Genomic DNA, 15,216 nt, shown 5'->3' with positions numbered 1-15,216 from the left:
GCACCGCCGTTCGGGCGGCGCCTAGGGCTCACGCGGCGTCAGACCAGCGAACCGCCGCCGTCGACGCGCAGCACCTGCCCTGTCGTGTAGCCGCCGCGCATCAGGTAGAGGTAGGCCTCGGCCGCTTCCTGCGGCTCGCCGATGCGGGCCAGCGGCTGGCGCGCGGTCATCTGCTTGATGCGCTCCTCGCGCACGTCGGCCGGTATCTGTTCCCAGACGCCGGTGCGGATCATGCCCGGACAGACGCAGTTGACGCGGATCGGGGCCAGCTCGGCGGCAAGGCCGCGCGTCAGGTGCTCCACCGCCCCCGCCATGCCGGTCGAAAGGGCCGAGCCCTTCGTCGGCCGGTGCGCGATCATGCCGTCGGTGAATGTGATCGAGCCGGTCGGCGCGATGGACTTGGCGGCGTGCTTGGCGACCGCCGCAGCGCCCCAGAAGCGCACGTTGAAGATCGCACGGCCGGCCTCCAGGTCGAGGTCCATGAGCAGGCCGCGCCGCGGTCCCCCCCAGTCGCCGGCGGTGAAGGCGAGGTGGTCGAACGCCCCGATCTCCGCGAACGCGCGCTCGACCGCCGCCTCGTCGGTGACGTCGACGGCGAACCCTTGCGCGCCCGCCAGCCGCGCCTCAGCGGCCGCGACATTCTGCGGATTGCTGGAGCCCACCACGACGGAGGCCCCCTCGGCGAGCGCGCCCTCCGCCACGGCGAAGCCGATGCCGGAGGTTCCGCCGATGACGACAACGCGCTGGCCGGCGAGACCCATGCGCCCCGCCTACTTGCCGTCGAGCGTGAAGGCCAGCAGCACGTTCAGCGGATTGCCGAACGCGCCGGTGGCTCCATTGTAGCCCGAAATGACGAACAACCCGCCGTCGCCGATCACCGGGCCGGTGGCGTCGATCGAGCCGCCCGGCTGATTCTGCACCCCGTTGACGGTGGAGAAGCCGCCCTTGCCGGTGTCGTAGCTCCAGATCATGCGGCCATCCCTGGCCCCATAGGCCTGCAGCCAGCCGTCATGAGAGCCGGTGAAGACCAGGCCAGGCGCGGCGGCCGGCGGCGCGGAATGGGCGTTGGAGCAGCGCGGCGCCTTGAACCCGCAGGGCAGCTTCGGCGCCGGCGCCGACCAGAGGACCTTGCCCGTCGCCGGATCGAGTGCGTAGAGGCCCGGCTTGCCAACGCCCGCCGGTACCGCGAGGTCCGAGATCGCGACGTAGAGCGCGCGCCCGTCATAGGCCATGCCCCACTCGACCCCGCCCAACGGCGAGCCGGCGCCGACCTTGGTTGTCCAGAGAAGCTTCCCGCTGGCCGGATCCATGCCGTAGACCGCGCCCGACTTCTGGCCGGCCAGCAGGATATCGCGGCCGCCTGGAAGCCTGGCGATGATCGGGGAGGCGCCGAAGTCGTGATCGGGACCGATCTCGCCCAGCGGGCAGTTGATGCTGCGGAACCGGCGGCCGCAGGCGATCAGGAAGTTGTCGGCCTTGGTCACCTGGTCGACCCAGTCGATCTTGCCCGAGCCGGCGTCGAAGGCGACCACCGAGTCGGAGGCCGGGGCCGCGACCTCGGTGTAGGAGTCGCCGGTCGCCACGTAGATACGGCCGCGTTTCACATCGACCGAGGGCTGCGACCAGATGGCGGCGCCGGCAGGGCCGAACAGCTGGGCGCCGGCCTGATTCTTGCGGGTCGGCGCCGCCTTCGGCAGTACGGCGGTGCGCCACTTGATCTTGCCGGTCCTCGCATCGATCGCCACCACCGCGCCGGAGAAGGTGCAGCAGGAATAGGCCGCAGTCGTGGCGGTGATCTCCTCGCCCGAGGAGAGCGGCACATAGACCGTCCCGCCGTGAAAGGCCGCGCCGCCGGTCAGCACGCCCATGGGATGGGTCTGGACCTCGGTCTTCCAAAGTATCTTGCCGGTCTTGGCGTCGAGGGCGAGCTCGTTGCGGTTGAAGTCGCCCACGAACATCACCCAGCCGGACGCGCCCATGCCGGGCACGCGGACCACCATCGGCGAGGTCCGCGAGCCGGAGCCCAGGGAGGTCTGCCAGTGGACGCAGCCGGTGGCGGCGTCGAGCGAGAAGGCGTCGCCCGCCCCGGTGGTCAGGAACAGGCGGTCGCCCACGACGCTCGGCTGGCCATTGCGGCCGCCGGAGATCGCGAATGACCATTTCAGCTTGAGCCGGCCGACGTTGGCGGCGTTGATCGCGGTGTGCGGCTGGAAACGGTCGGCGGCGGGGTCGCGGCCGAAACCCACCCAGTCGGCGGGACCCGGCCGGATCGGCGGATCGCTCTTGCAGGCCGGGCCCGGCGGTTGCGCGGCGCCCTGCGGCGGCTCGAGGCGCAGCCCACCCTGTCCAAGTCTGGCGCCAAGCCCCCCGGTCCGCGGCCCCGTCGCGCTCATCGGCTTGCCCGCCAGATACACCGCGAGCGCCCGGACGTCCTCGGGCGCAAGGCCCTGGGCCATCGGCTTCATCGGCCCGTCGGTGAGGGCGAAGGCGATCGCTTCGGGGGCCATCTGAGCCATCGCCTCGCGGCTGATGGCGCGCTCCACGGGCGGCTCGTGGCAGGCCTTGCAACGGGCGTTGAAGACCGCTTCCGGCGATTGGCCCGAGGCCCCCTGGGCCTGCGCCTGCGCGCGGCCGAGACCCAGCGGCGCGGCGATGGACGCGGCGCCGAGCGCGGCCGCCGCGAAGACAGCCAAACGCGACGTGGACACGATCACAATTCCCCCCGAAGCATTTTGGCGCGGAGCATCGCGCCTCTGGTTGGCGCCGAGATTTCGCCCGCGGACAGGTTATTGCAAGCGGGCAATCGGGCGCCGTCGCGTCAGGCTCGCGGCCCGCGTGCGAGCGTGCCAAGCTGGGCGGCACGGGCGGAGGAGCGCGATGAGGGCGGCGGCTTTGATCCTGGCGGCGCTGGCGCTGGCGCTGGCGCCGGCGAAGGTGGGCGCGGACGCCACGCGCGAGGCGGTGGGCTTCATCTGCGGAGCAGAGCACACCGCCCCCGCTGCAGGACCCGTCAATGTGGTGCTGGAGGACGGGATCGGAAACGACCACTGGGCCATCCGCACGGCCAATCCGGTGGCCCAGCGCTGGTTCGACTATGGCCTCAACCTCTACCACGCCTTCTACCACGACGAGGCCAAGGCGGCGTTCCGGAAGGCGATGGCGTTCGATCCCGAGTGCGCGATGTGCGCCTGGGGAGAGGCGCTGTCGCTGGGCGCGACGCTGAACTATCCGATCTCCGCAGACCAGACCGCCGAGGCGCTCAAGGTGGCGCAGCGGGCGCAGGTGCTGGCCGCCAACGACGACGCGAAGATCCGCGCGCTGACCGCCGCCCTCGTCACCCGCTACAGTCCCGCGGCGGGCCAGGGCGAGGCGGCCTTCCGCCGCGAGATGGACGCGATCGCCGCCCGCTGGCCGACCGACGACGCCGTCGCCGACGTGACCGCCCACGTCATCATGATCCCGTCGCGCGCGGACGACTTCTCGACCGTGCCGCGGGCCATGGCGATCCTGGAGGGCGTGCTCAAGCGCCGGCCCGACGACACCGCGGCCATCCACTACTACATCCATGCGACCGAGTTCGCCGGACGACCGGCGCTCGCGCTGCCCTACGCCGAGCGGCTGGCGAGCCTCGCGCCCAGGGCGAGCCATCTGGTGCACATGGGGGCCCACACCTTCATCCATGTGGGCGGCTACGAGCGTGCGGCCCTGGTCAACGCCCAGGCCCTGGACGTGGACGCGGAGTTCGGCCGCGAGATGGGCTACGTCCGTCCGCTCGGCGCGGCGATGTACTATCCGCACAACATCTCGTTCGGGACTGAGGGCGCCCTGATGGCGGGCGATGCGACGCTGGCGCTCCGGTTCGCCGACGACGCGAAGGTGGCCTTCCCGGAGAGCGTGAACCGACGCGCCTACGCGCTGAGCCGCAGCTTCGTGGCGTATGGCCGCTTCGCCCCCGACAAGGCGCTCGCGATCCCGGAGAGCGCGGCCAGGGACGGGCTGCTGGCGATCTACCGCCACTACGCGCGCGGCGAGGCCTTCGCCGCCAAGGGCGACGTGGCCGGCGTCGTCGCCGAGGCGGCCGCGCTCAAGGCGATGAAGCTCGCGCCCGCGGATGCAGCCAACCTCCCGCATGTCACGGTGGCCGTGGGGGTCCTGAGCGGACGCGCCGAGATGCTGCAGGGCCGTCCCGACCTGGCGGCGAGCAGCTACGCCCAGGCGGCGGCGGTCCAGGAGACGGCGTTCGGCAAGTCGTTCGATCCGCCGCCGTGGTGGTATCCGGTGCGCCGCAGCCAGGCGGCCGCCCTGCTCGCCGCCGGGCGCGACGCGGAAGCCGCGGCGGCGGCCGAGAAGAGCCTGGCGGGCTGGCCGGCGGACGGCCTGGCGCTGAGGGTTCTGGGCGAGGCGCAGGCGAAGCTCGGGCGAGCCGCCGGGGCGCGGCGCGACCGGGACGCCGCGCGGAGCGACTATCGCGGCGATCCGGCCGCCCTGCCCCTGGCCCTGATCTGAGGAAGGTTTTTCGATGAGCACGAGACACCTCGTCGATCCCGAGCTTGCCGCCGCGCTGGAGGTGTTGCCGCCGATCGATCTGTCCCCCGACACGCTGGCGGCGACGCGCGAGCTGATGAAGAGCTTCGCCCCGCCGAAGGAGACCTACTGGCGCGACGACGTCGGCGTGCAGGCGGCCACCGCGTCCGGTCTGAACGGCGCCCCCGATGTGGGCCTGATCGTCTATCGGCCGCTGCGGGCCGAGGGGCCCATGCCGGCGATCCTGTTCGTCCACGGCGGCGGCTATGTGATGGGCTCCGCCGAGACCGGCGCGCCGGCCTGCGTGAACGCGGCGGGCGAACTGCCCTGCGTGGTGGTGAGCGTCGACTACCGGCTGGCCCCGGAGACGCCTGCGCCCGGACCGGTGGAGGACTGCTACGCGGGCCTGCTCTGGCTGCACGGTCACGCGGCCGAGCTGGGGGTGGATGCGAACCGCATCGCCATCTGGGGCGAGAGCGCCGGCGGCGGGCTGGCCGCGGCCCTGGCGCTGATGGCGCGCGACAGGGGCGAGGTCCCGGTCCGGCTGCAGATGTTGATCTATCCGATGCTGGACGACCGTACCGTTACCGAGGGCCCGCGCAATCCGCACGTCGGCGAATTCATCTGGACCAACGCCTCCAACCGCTTCGGCTGGGCCGCGCTGCTCGGCAGGGAGCCCGGCTCCGGGGGCCATCATCCCTATGCGGTGCCCGCACGGACGCAGGATCTTACGGGGCTGCCGCCCGCCTTCATCGCGGTGGGCTCGCTCGACCTCTTCCTGCAGGAGGACATCGACTATGCGAGCCGGCTGCTGGCGGCGGGCGTGCCGACCGAGCTGCACGTGATCCCGGGCGCCTACCACGCCTTCGAGGCGCTGGCGCCGCAATCGGCGGCCGCCCAGGCCTATGTCCGGCTGCGCCGCGACGCTCTCGAGCGGGCGCTGAAGTAGCCACCGGTCACGGCCGCGAACACCGGGGCGAGCGGATCATTCGGATCGCTTGAGCAGCGCCGCGAGCTCGTCCTTCCAGAGGACCGCCCACGTGTGCGAGCCGTGGCCGTGGCTCGCCGGGCTCGTCGGGATCAGCACGAAGCGGCCGTTCTTCAGGCGTTTGGCCTCCCGCGGCGCGATGCCGAGGTCGGCCGGATTGATGAAGTCGTCGGCCGAGTTCACCCAGGTGATCGGTGCGGAAATCTTCTCCAGCGCCTTCGACGGATCATAGGTGCGCGACGATGCGACGGCGTAGACGAGGTCGTTGGCGTCGAGGCCCTTGAGCCGGCGAGGCAGCTCCGTATGGTACCAGGCCTTCGCGGCCGCTCCGGTGGGGAGCTGGAGCTGCATGGGGAGCGGCGAAGCGCCGGCGATGATCAGCAGATTCTCGGCGTCCCTCAGCCCCTCCGAGGGCTCGGCCTTGTACTCGCCGCCCTGGTAGGCCGGATCCGAGGTGATGGCGTCGATCACCATCTGCCGCCAGAGCCGGTTGCGCCCAGCGATCTCGACCGGCAGGCTCTCGCCGGAGCGGAAGCGGAAGCCGCGGATGACGAAGTCGTGGCCCGCGGGCTCAGGCGCGGTGGCGGCGCGGGCGCCCGCGGCAATGAACGTGCCGAGCACGCTCGCGAGAATGACGGCGAATACCTTCATCCCTTGCCCCTCTCGAGGATCGTCTTGCCCCCCCCGACCCCGGGACGGGATCAAAGACCCAACGGCCGAGCTTCCACAACGGCCGTGCAGCCGACCCGCGGGTAACAAGGTCATTCAGCACCGGTTCAGGTCCCGCGCGTTAACCCTTGACACTGACGCGGCCGCCGCCCGGCGGCGGGCCGCCCGCAATGGAGGTTCGAGATGAACAAGACCCTCGCCGCCGCCATGGCGGCCGTCACCTTCGGCGGCGCGGTCGCAACCGCCGCCCTGCCGACCGCCGCCGAAGCCCGGGGATTCCACGGCGGCGGATTCCACCACGGGGGCTTCCGTGGCGACTTCCATCGCCACGGCGACTTCGCCGGCGCGGCTCTGTTGGGTGGCGTCGCCGGCTTGGCGATCGGGGCGGCCCTAGCCGATCGGCCATACTACGGCGGCTACTACGGCGGCTACTACGGCCCCGCCTATTACGACGACGACTACTACGGCGGCTATGCGGTGTGCGAGTCCGCGCGTTGGGTGTGGGATCCCTACATCCATCGCCGGGTGCTCGTGCGTCACCGCTATCCGTGCTGAGCTGACGAGCCTCTGATAACCGGCGTTTCGAGGGGATTCCTACAGCCGCGCAGCCGACTCGCGAGGTCGGCGCGCGGCTCCTGATTCCGGCAAGGTGACGCTTGGCGGCGCGGGAGCTCTCATTCGATCGCGAAGGTCAGCCCGGCGTTCTTCCGAAGGCGCTCGAACAGTTTCATCCCCATCGCCGCGCCGGGCGTCCAGACGCCGCCTGGCGTCTCGGGACAGTCCTTCACCAGGCAGAGCGCGGCTTCGGCGAGCATCTTCGAGGTCGAGCCGTAGCCCGGGTCCTTGTCGCCCTTGACCGAGACGCGGACCTGACGGCCGTCGTCTGCGACGCCCACGAAGAGGATGTCGAAGAAGCCGCTCTCCCGCTCTTCGCGACTCGGACCCTCGCCGGGCTTCGGGGCGCCTTCGCCGAGCGCCGTGAACTCGGTGGGGGCGCCCGGCGTCACGATCGACATCTCGTCGTACTGGAAGTCGCGGCCCCACGGATGGCCCATCAGGAAGTTCGAGCGATGGACGTTCTTGGTGTTGATCATCGCCATCATGAACGGCCCCACGTCGGCGTCGAGGTCGGGGTCGCGATGGGGCTTGTCGCCCCGCGGCTGGTCGGGCCCGCGAAACCCCGGCGTCAGAGCGAAGGGGTCGGTCAGCACGCCGAGCACCGAGGGGTCCTTCTGCGCCGCGGCCATGGTCGCCGCACCCGACGCCGCCGTTCCGCCGGAGAGCCCGCCCTTGATGGCGCGGACCCGGCCCTTCACATGGGAGACGTAGCCGCCGAGCCGCTGCTTCGCGGTCTCTTCGCAGAACAGCACCCCGAGCTCGAAGGGAATGGAATCGAATCCCGCGGAGTGGATCAGCCGTGCGCCGGTCGTCTTCGCCGTCGCGTCGTGGGCGGCGATGGTCCTGTGCATCCAGTTCGGCTCGCCGGTGAGATCGAGGTAGTCGGTTCCGGCGGCCGCGCAGGCGGCGATCAGCGCGTCGCCGTACAGCTGGTAGGGGCCCACCGTGGTGATCACCGACTTCGCCCGGCGCACCATGACCTCCAGCGACGCCGCATCGGACGCATCGGCGACGACCAGCGGCGTATCCTTTGGCGCGCCGATCTCATCGCGCACGGCCGCGAGCTTGCCGGCCGAGCGGCCCGCCATCGCCCATTTGACCTCGCCGCCGACGCCGTACCGCTTCGCCAGGTGCTCGGCCACGAGCCGGCCCGTGTAGCCGCTCGCCCCATAGACGATCACGTCGAATTCGGCCTTCGGGTCCATGCGCCCTCTCCTTCGGACGGCAGGCACCTTGGCTTTCATTGACGCTGTAAGCAAACGCGAAGCTTGGCGCCGCCCGCTATCGGCCGCGCGCTGGCCGTTCCTGGCCGGGCCCTTCGATCAGGCCCAGCTCCGGCAGGCGCGAGCTGCGCGCGGCGCCCGCTGCGATGAGCGATGAAACGTAACGGGAACATGCTATAGGGGCCGCATGGCCGACGCGGGCGCGCAGCTTCCCGACCTCCTGCCGCCGAAGTTCAAGGCGTGGTTCGACGGGCGCGGCTGGACCGCGCGCGCGCACCAGCTGGCGATGATCGAGCAGGCCCGCGCCGGCCGCGACGCCCTGCTGATCGCCCCCACCGGCGGCGGCAAGACGCTCGCGGGCTTCCTGCCGAGCCTCATCGAGCTCGCCGAACGGCCGCCCGCCAACACGCCCGCCGGCCTGCACACCCTCTACATCTCGCCGCTCAAGGCCCTGGCGGTCGACGTCGAGCGGAACCTCAACGCGCCCATCCTGGAGATGGGACTGCCGATCACGGCGGAGTCCCGAACGGGCGACACCGGCCTCTCGCGTCGGCAGCGCCAGCGGGTGAAGCCGCCGGAGATCCTGCTCACCACCCCCGAGCAGCTCGCCCTGCTCTGCGCCTGGGAGGGCGCGCGGCTGCTGTTCGAGAGCCTGAGGTGCGTGATCCTCGACGAGATCCACACCCTGCACGCCTCCAAGCGCGGCGACCTCCTGGCGCTGGATCTCGCACGCCTCTCCACGCTTGCCCCGCACATGCGCCGCGTCGGGCTTTCGGCGACGGTCGACGATCCGGAGGTGATCAAGCGCTGGATGGCCGGACCGGCGGGACCTGGGGCGATCGAGCTCGTGACGGGCCCGGCGGGGGCGCAACCGATCGTCGACATGCTGCTCTCGGAGGGGCGCGTGCCCTGGGCCGGGCACACCGCGCAGCACGCCATGGCGGAGGTCTACGAGGCGATCAAGCGCTCGAAGACGGCGCTGGTGTTCGTCAACACCCGCTTCCAGGCGGAGTTCGCCTTCCAGGAGCTCTGGCGGCTGAACGATGACGCCCTGCCGATCGCGCTGCACCACGGCAGCCTCGCGGCCGAGCGGCGGCGCAAGGTGGAGGCGGCGATGGCCAGAGGCGCGCTGCGCGCCGTGGTCTGCACCTCGACGCTCGATCTCGGCATCGACTGGGGCGACGTGGACCTGGTGATCCAGCTCGCCTCCCCGAAAGGGGCCGCGCGGATGGTGCAGCGTATCGGCCGGGCGAACCATCGGCTGGACGAGCCCAGCCGCGCTCTGTTCGTGCCGGCCAATCGTTTCGAGATGCTCGAGTGCCAGGCGGCGCGCGAGGCGATCGCCCAGAACGTGCTGGATGGCGATCCGCCGCGGGAAGGCGCGCTGGACGTGCTGGCGCAGCACGTCATGGGCTGCGCCTGCGCCGAGCCCTTCGACATGCTCGAGCTCTACGACGAGGTGCGGACGGCAGGCCCTTACCGTGAGCTCTCCTGGGAGGACTTCGAACGGGTGGTCGATTTCGTCTCCACCGGCGGCTACGCGCTGAAGACCTACGACCGCTTCCGCAGGATCGTGCGCGGGCCGGACGGGCGCTGGCGGGTGCGCAACGGCGAGGTCGCCCAGCGGCACCGTCTGAACGTCGGCGCCATCGTCTCACCGGCCATGCTGGCGGTCAGGATCGCGGGCCGGCGGGGCTCGGTCGGGCGCAAGATCGGAGAGATCGAGGAGGGCATGCTGGAGATGCTCGATCCGGGCGACACCTTCGTGTTCGCAGGTCAGGTGTGGCGCCTGATGGGCATCACCAATCTCGATGTCCTGGTGCAGCCGGCGAACGACCACGACGCCAAGATGCCCTCGTGGGGCGGGTCGAAATTCGCGCTCTCCACCTTCCTGGCGAAGCGCGTGCGCCAGTTGATGACGGATCAGGACCACTGGCGGGTGCTGCCATCTGACGTCCGCGAATGGCTGGAGGTGCAGCGCGACCGATCGCTGATCCCGGCCGAGGACGAGATGCTGCTGGAGACCTTCGCCCGCGGCCGGCGGCATTTCATGGTCTGCTATTCCTTCGAGGGCCGCCTAGCGCACACCACGCTCGCCATGCTGCTGACGCGCCGGCTGGAGCGGCTGGGCGCGGCGCCCTTGGGGTTCGTCTGCAACGACTACGCGCTGGCGGTCTGGGCGCTGAATCCGCTCGATGGCCTCGACTACGACGCGCTGTTCGCCGAGGACATGCTGGGCGACGACCTCGAGGCCTGGCTCGCCGAGAGCTTCATGATGAAGCGGGCCTTCAAGGGTTGCGCGATCATCGCCGGGCTGATCGAGCGACGCTTCCCGGGCGACCGGCAGAAGACCGGCCGGCAGATCACCTTCTCGACCGACCTGATCTACGACGTGCTCCGCCGGCACGAACCGGACCACCTGCTGCTGCGCTGCGCCAGGGCCGATGCGGCGACCGGCCTCATCGACGTGGCGCGCCTGGGCCAGATGTTGTCCCGCATCCGCGGCCGGATCCGGCACGCGCGCCTGGACCACCTGTCGCCGTTCTCGGTGCCGATCCTGCTCGAGATCGGCAAGGAGCGCTCGCCGGGCCAGGCGGGCGAGATCATCCTGCACGAGGCGGAGGAAGACCTGATCGCCGAGGCCCTTCAGTGACCGAGCGTCTGCCGCCCTATGAGTTCGTGACCGCGCCCTGCGGCGCCCTGCGGCTCACGCTTGCGGGGGCCGAGGCGGAGCTGCGGACCTCGGGCGCGCTGTGGCTGGACGGCGAGCGCGCGCTGATCGCCGCGGACCTGCACCTGGAGAAGGGCTCGTCCTATGCCGCGCGCGGCCAGATGCTGCCCCCCTACGACACCCGCGAGACGCTCCGCCGTCTTGCAGCCGAGATCGAGGCGCTGCGGCCAAGGCTCGTCATCCTGCTCGGCGACACCTTCCATGACCGCAGGTCCGAGGAACGGCTCTCCCGGCAGGATGCCGCCGGGCTGACGGCGCTGGCCGCCGGCCGCACGCTGGTCTGGGTGGTCGGCAATCACGACGCCGACGGGCCCAAGGCCTTGCCGGGAGAGATCGCCGGCGAACTCTCGATCGCGGGCCTGACCCTGAGACACGAGCCCCGCGCCGGCCTCGCGCCCGGCGAGGTGGCCGGCCACCTGCATCCGGCCGCCAAGGTGCGCGCGCCGCGCGGCACGGTCCGCCGCCGCTGCTTCGTGACGGATAGCGAGCGGATCGTGCTGCCGGCGTTCGGGGCCTACGCCGGCGGCCTGAACGTCCGGGATGCCGCCTTCGCCGGCCTTTTCGCCCGACCGCCGCTCGCGGGCGCGCTGGGCGGCGTCCGGGTCCACGCCGTGGGCTGGCGCTTCTTGGCGGCCGACTAGCGCGCTATTTCGACGGCTGGCTCGCCGGCGAGCCCTGGGCGGGAGCGCCCGGCGTGGAGGCCGCGTCGGAGCTGGGTCCGCTCAGCCGGCCGGCCCGCGGCCGCGACGCAGCTGCAGATCGACGCCGCTTGCGCGGTGCGAGACGAACAGGCTGTTGCTCCAGCGGTTGAAGGCGATCCCTTGCGATCCGTCGGCGCCCACCAGGCGCATGCCGTCGGCGGTCGGCTGCCAGCCGCTCACGGGCGCGGGCAGGTCGGCGCCGCAGGTCCCTGGCGCGCTCGCCGCGTAGGCGCCGCTCGCCGTCTTCTTCGCGCTCAGCGTGATGACACAGAGGTCGCGCCCGCCGGAGGCGACGGTCCACGGGCCGGCGGCGTCGGAGGGGGTGAGCGGCAGGCCCGCCTGGTTATCCTCGGCGACCGCGGGCGCCGCGAGCAGGCTGGCGCTGATCAGCGCCGCCGTGGTGATCCATGCTCTCATGGTTGGTCCTCCCATCATGAGGTTCGGGAGGAAACGTCAGGCCGTGGTGGAGGTTGCCTAGCCGCGCAGCGCCTTGTCCAGGCAAACCGCGAGCGAGACGCAGGCCGCGGCGGTGATGGTCGTGGAGAGCTTGGGATAGCGGGCCGGGACGTCCGGCGCCTGGTGATCGAACAACCACTGGACGAGGAACGCCACGATGGCGCCGCCGATGATCCAGCTGTCGATGATGCGGTGGCGGGCGAGCAGCAGGAGCCAGGCCACGATCGCGGCCGAGACCGAGATGATCTGCCGCGGCCAGCGCGGGCGGGTCAGCAGGCTCTCCATGCCCCACCGGACGCCGCCCAGGAACGACAGCACGGTCGCCGACCAGGTCAGGATCACGGTGAGCGCCGGCCTGGCGACGGCCTGTGAGCCGTAGCCGTAGGCCGCGGCGGAGATCAGAAAGGGCGCGAGCGCCAGGAGCGCGATGGCCCAGAGCGCCGTCGGCGGCGCCTCGTTGCGGGAGAGAATCTCCCCGTCGTCCATCAGCATCCAGTCCCCCCGTCACACGGACGATGCGTCCATGGGCGCATCTCCTGTGCGAGACCCTCGCAGCTAGACCTTGCGAGCATGACCTTTGGATCGCGCAAAGGTAAAGGCCCCGTTCACGATGCGCCGCCTCAGCGGGTGAACACCGACAGCTTGGCGAGGGTGCGCGAATCGAGCGCGCCGGTGGCCGCGAGGCCATGATCGCGCTGATAGGCGGCGACCGCATGCTTCAGGTTCGAACTCGGCGCGCCGCTCACCGAACCCCGGTAGTAGCCGAGACGGGCCAAGGTCCGCTGGGCCGCGGCCACGGACGCGCCGCTGGAAAGTGCGGGCTGCGGCGCAACCGGATCAGCACCCGGGCGATAGGCCTGCACGGCCTTCTGCGCTGCGGCCAGCGCCGCCGGAGAGAGCTTCGCCTCGAGCGCAAGGGCGTTGTCGCGGGCTTGACCGTCGCCGCCCGCGGCGGCGATGGAGAACCATTCGTAGGCTTCGGCGTCGTCGCGCTCGACGCCTGAACCGGACTGGTAGAGCAGGCCGAGGTTGTACTGCGAATCGACCACCCCGGCCTCGGCCGCGCGGCGGAACCAGGCCGCCGCCTGGGCGAGATCCTGCGGGCCGCCCTCGCCGCGGAAATAGTAAAGGCCAAGGTTGTGCATGGCCGCCCGTTCGCCGCTCTCGGCGGCGGCCTGGGTCCACCGGCGGGCTTCCGCCGGGTTCTTCACCACGCCGAACTGGCCCGTTTCATAGAGCTTGGCGAGATAGAACTGGGCCGGGCCGTAGCCGCTCGCGGCCATCTGCCTGAGCCGCGACAGACCACCCGCCTCGCCCGCCTCGATCTCGCCGACCGCCGCCGCATAGGCCTCGGCGCGCCCCCTCTGGGCGGAGGCGCCGATCGCTTCGGAGGCCGCAGCGCCGAGCGGCGGCTGCGGCGCGAGCGCCACCGCCGCCCGCGGCGCTGGCGCGCCGGATTTCGCGTCGAGCGACGCCTCCTGGTCGGCCGCCAGCCGCGGCCCCTCCATGAGCACGACGCCGGCGGCCGCGACCGAGAGGAAGGCGGCCCCGCCCGCCACCAGCAGCGCGGTCTGCCACGTGGACGCCGGTCGAAATTGCGAGCGGCGCCCCAGGCTGCGGAGCAGGCGCCGTCCGGCCCACTCGGCCCGCCGGCGTTCTGTGGGGGCGGAGACCTGCGCGCCGGCGGCGGTGCGTGCGGCGATCCTGGCCCGCTCGATGACTTCGCGGGTGGAGAGGTTCTGGCGTTCGGCCGGCTCCCCGGCTTCGGACTCGTCGACGATGGCGAAGGCCTCGTCGTCGAGATCGGCGATGGGCGCGAACGCGTCCTCATCGTCGTAGGCCATCGCACCGGGGGGCGGCGGTTCCGGCTCCAGGTCGGCCGGAAGGTCCTCGGCGCGCGCCAGGAGCTCAGGAAACGCGTGCACGGTCGCGGCCGCCGGCTCGGCGGACGCCGTCTCCAACCTGGCCTGCGCTTCGGCCAGGCGCGCTTCGACCGCAGCCCGCGCCTCGTCCAGGAACCGGCCGGCCCGCTCCTCGCTCTGGCGCAGCCGCTCGGCGAAATCGTCGGAGAGCCGCTCGTGCCGGTGCTCCATGCGCTCGGTGACATGCGCCACCTGTTCGCCGATGTCCTCGATCGCCTGCGCCGCCCGGCGCTCCGACTGCACGAGACGGTCGGTCAGCCGCTCGGCTCCGCGGCTGATCTCCTCGCCCAGCCGGCGCAGCGCCTCGGCCTGCACCTGCTCCGCCCGGGCGAGCCGGCCATCGAGGGTCGCGCCGAGACGCGCCATTTCGCCGCCGACCTGATCGGCGAGCGCGGCGCTTTGCCGCTCGCTCGCCTGAAGCCGCCGGTTCAGCGCTTCCGCCAACGCCAACACCTCGCGGCCCATCCGGTCGATGGCGCGTGCGGAGCGCCCCTCGGCCGCCGCCACGTGCTGGGCCATCTCGGCAAAGCGACCATCGAACGCACGGCCGGCGGCTCCGCCAAGCTGAGCGGCCGCCTCCGCACGAGCTTCGTGCATGCGGCGGCCGAGGTCCTCGGCGAGGGCCTCCAGCCGCCGGTCAAATTCGATCGTCGAGCCGCTTTCGACCGTGCGCAGACGATCATCGAGCGCGGCCAGCGAGGTCCCGAGCGCGGACAGCGCATCCGTCGTCCGGGCTTCCGCGGCGGCGAGCCGCTCCCCGAGCCGCGTCACGAGCGTCTCGATCGGGTCCGCGCCGCCGGAGCGCGGGATCTCCACCTCGTCGCCGTAGAGCGCCCGCAGCGCCTCGGCGGACCGCGGACCGGCAGGTTCGGCCCCGCCCCGCGGCTCCGGCCGCTCCGAGAGGCTGTCGAGGCGGGCCGCCACCGCAAGCTGCTCGCGCTCGGCGGCTTCGATCCGCGCCACCGCCTCGCGTACGGCGTGCTCGATCCCGGAGATCGCCAGGCCGGTGCGGGTTTCGGAGGCCTCGATGCGGTCTGCGAGCCGATCCAGCGCCTGGGCGACGCGGCCGGACTCCTCGCGGGGACCGCCGCTCGCCAGACGCAGGCGCGACTCGGCGGGCGTTCGCAGGGGACGCGGAAGCTCGGCTTCGGAAGCGACCTCCTCCGGCACGTCGTCCTCGAGGATGACGCGGTTCAACCATTCGCCGAGCGTCATGCCGGAACGGCGGGCAAGCTCCTTGGCGACCTCGCGGGCCTTGGGGTTTATCCCCTTGACGCTCCAGGGCGCCGCCCCCGCCATCGAATCGTTCTCCCGGACAACCTGGACGCTAAACACCGATTCCTGGGGTGTAAACGCGACCGAGACGCAAGATATTGCGTCTGGG

Annotated in this window: 12 protein-coding genes; 5 read left to right on the top strand and 7 right to left on the bottom strand. The window is 71.7% G+C overall.

Annotated elements, in window-relative coordinates; all coding sequences use genetic code 11:
- Positions 1-38: 38 nt before the first annotated feature.
- Together Q0W60_RS01925 and Q0W60_RS01920 are read right to left on the bottom strand one after the other, a co-directional pair.
- Positions 39-761: an SDR family oxidoreductase gene (locus tag Q0W60_RS01925; protein WP_297692012.1), complete on the bottom strand. Its 723-nt coding sequence runs from the start codon at positions 759-761 to the stop codon at positions 39-41.
- Between the two features lie 9 nt (positions 762-770).
- A complete protein-coding gene (locus Q0W60_RS01920) occupies positions 771-2,708 on the bottom strand; it encodes a PQQ-binding-like beta-propeller repeat protein (protein ID WP_297692010.1) in 1,938 nt (645 codons plus the stop codon).
- Between the two features lie 169 nt (positions 2,709-2,877).
- On the opposite strand from Q0W60_RS01920, the gene Q0W60_RS01915 reads away from it, so the two are divergent.
- Together Q0W60_RS01915 and Q0W60_RS01910 are read left to right on the top strand one after the other, a co-directional pair.
- Positions 2,878-4,506 (top strand): hypothetical protein, encoded by a 1,629-nt coding sequence (locus Q0W60_RS01915; RefSeq protein ID WP_297692008.1) that lies wholly within the window; start codon positions 2,878-2,880, stop codon positions 4,504-4,506.
- A gap of 13 nt (positions 4,507-4,519) precedes the next feature.
- Entirely contained in the window at positions 4,520-5,473 is a 954-nt protein-coding gene (locus tag Q0W60_RS01910) for an alpha/beta hydrolase (RefSeq protein WP_297692006.1), read from the top strand.
- 36 nt (positions 5,474-5,509) lie between these two features.
- On the opposite strand, the gene Q0W60_RS01905 is transcribed toward Q0W60_RS01910, so the two are convergent.
- Positions 5,510-6,163 carry a hypothetical protein gene (locus Q0W60_RS01905; protein ID WP_297692004.1) on the bottom strand — a complete coding sequence of 218 codons (654 nt, stop codon included), beginning with the start codon at positions 6,161-6,163 and terminating at the stop codon, positions 5,510-5,512.
- A gap of 201 nt (positions 6,164-6,364) precedes the next feature.
- Here Q0W60_RS01905 and Q0W60_RS01900 point away from each other — a divergent pair, with 201 nt between their 5' ends.
- Positions 6,365-6,736: a hypothetical protein gene (locus Q0W60_RS01900; protein ID WP_297692002.1), complete on the top strand. Its 372-nt coding sequence runs from the start codon at positions 6,365-6,367 to the stop codon at positions 6,734-6,736.
- Positions 6,737-6,855: 119 nt separating this feature from the next.
- Here the strand turns inward: Q0W60_RS01900 and Q0W60_RS01895 are convergent, their stop codons facing one another.
- Positions 6,856-8,004: a saccharopine dehydrogenase NADP-binding domain-containing protein gene (locus Q0W60_RS01895; RefSeq protein ID WP_297692000.1), complete on the bottom strand. Its 1,149-nt coding sequence runs from the start codon at positions 8,002-8,004 to the stop codon at positions 6,856-6,858.
- A gap of 205 nt (positions 8,005-8,209) precedes the next feature.
- On the opposite strand from Q0W60_RS01895, the gene Q0W60_RS01890 reads away from it, so the two are divergent.
- A complete protein-coding gene (locus Q0W60_RS01890; RefSeq protein WP_297691998.1) occupies positions 8,210-10,675 on the top strand; it encodes a ligase-associated DNA damage response DEXH box helicase in 2,466 nt (821 codons plus the stop codon).
- Positions 10,672-11,394, top strand: coding sequence for a ligase-associated DNA damage response endonuclease PdeM (gene pdeM, locus Q0W60_RS01885; RefSeq protein WP_297691996.1), 723 nt, complete (start codon positions 10,672-10,674; stop codon positions 11,392-11,394). The genes Q0W60_RS01890 and pdeM overlap by 4 nt, the downstream gene beginning before the upstream one ends.
- An 81-nt stretch (positions 11,395-11,475) precedes the next feature.
- Here pdeM and Q0W60_RS01880 read toward each other — a convergent pair whose 3' ends face one another.
- From Q0W60_RS01880 to Q0W60_RS01870, 3 genes are all read right to left on the bottom strand, one after another.
- Positions 11,476-11,871: an AprI/Inh family metalloprotease inhibitor gene (locus Q0W60_RS01880; protein ID WP_297691994.1), complete on the bottom strand. Its 396-nt coding sequence runs from the start codon at positions 11,869-11,871 to the stop codon at positions 11,476-11,478.
- A 57-nt stretch (positions 11,872-11,928) separates the two neighbouring features.
- Complete coding sequence (locus Q0W60_RS01875; RefSeq protein WP_297691992.1) at positions 11,929-12,402, bottom strand: DUF3429 domain-containing protein; 474 nt, start codon at positions 12,400-12,402, stop codon at positions 11,929-11,931.
- 128 nt (positions 12,403-12,530) lie between these two features.
- Positions 12,531-15,131, bottom strand: coding sequence for a peptidoglycan-binding protein (locus Q0W60_RS01870; RefSeq protein WP_297691990.1), 2,601 nt, complete (start codon positions 15,129-15,131; stop codon positions 12,531-12,533).
- Positions 15,132-15,216 lie beyond the last annotated feature (85 nt).

It is taken from the genome of Phenylobacterium sp., from assembly GCF_025934275.1.
GTDB lineage: Bacteria > Pseudomonadota > Alphaproteobacteria > Caulobacterales > Caulobacteraceae > Phenylobacterium.
Note: the sequence above shows the minus strand (reverse complement) of the source record. Positions and strands in the feature narration are given on the sequence as shown.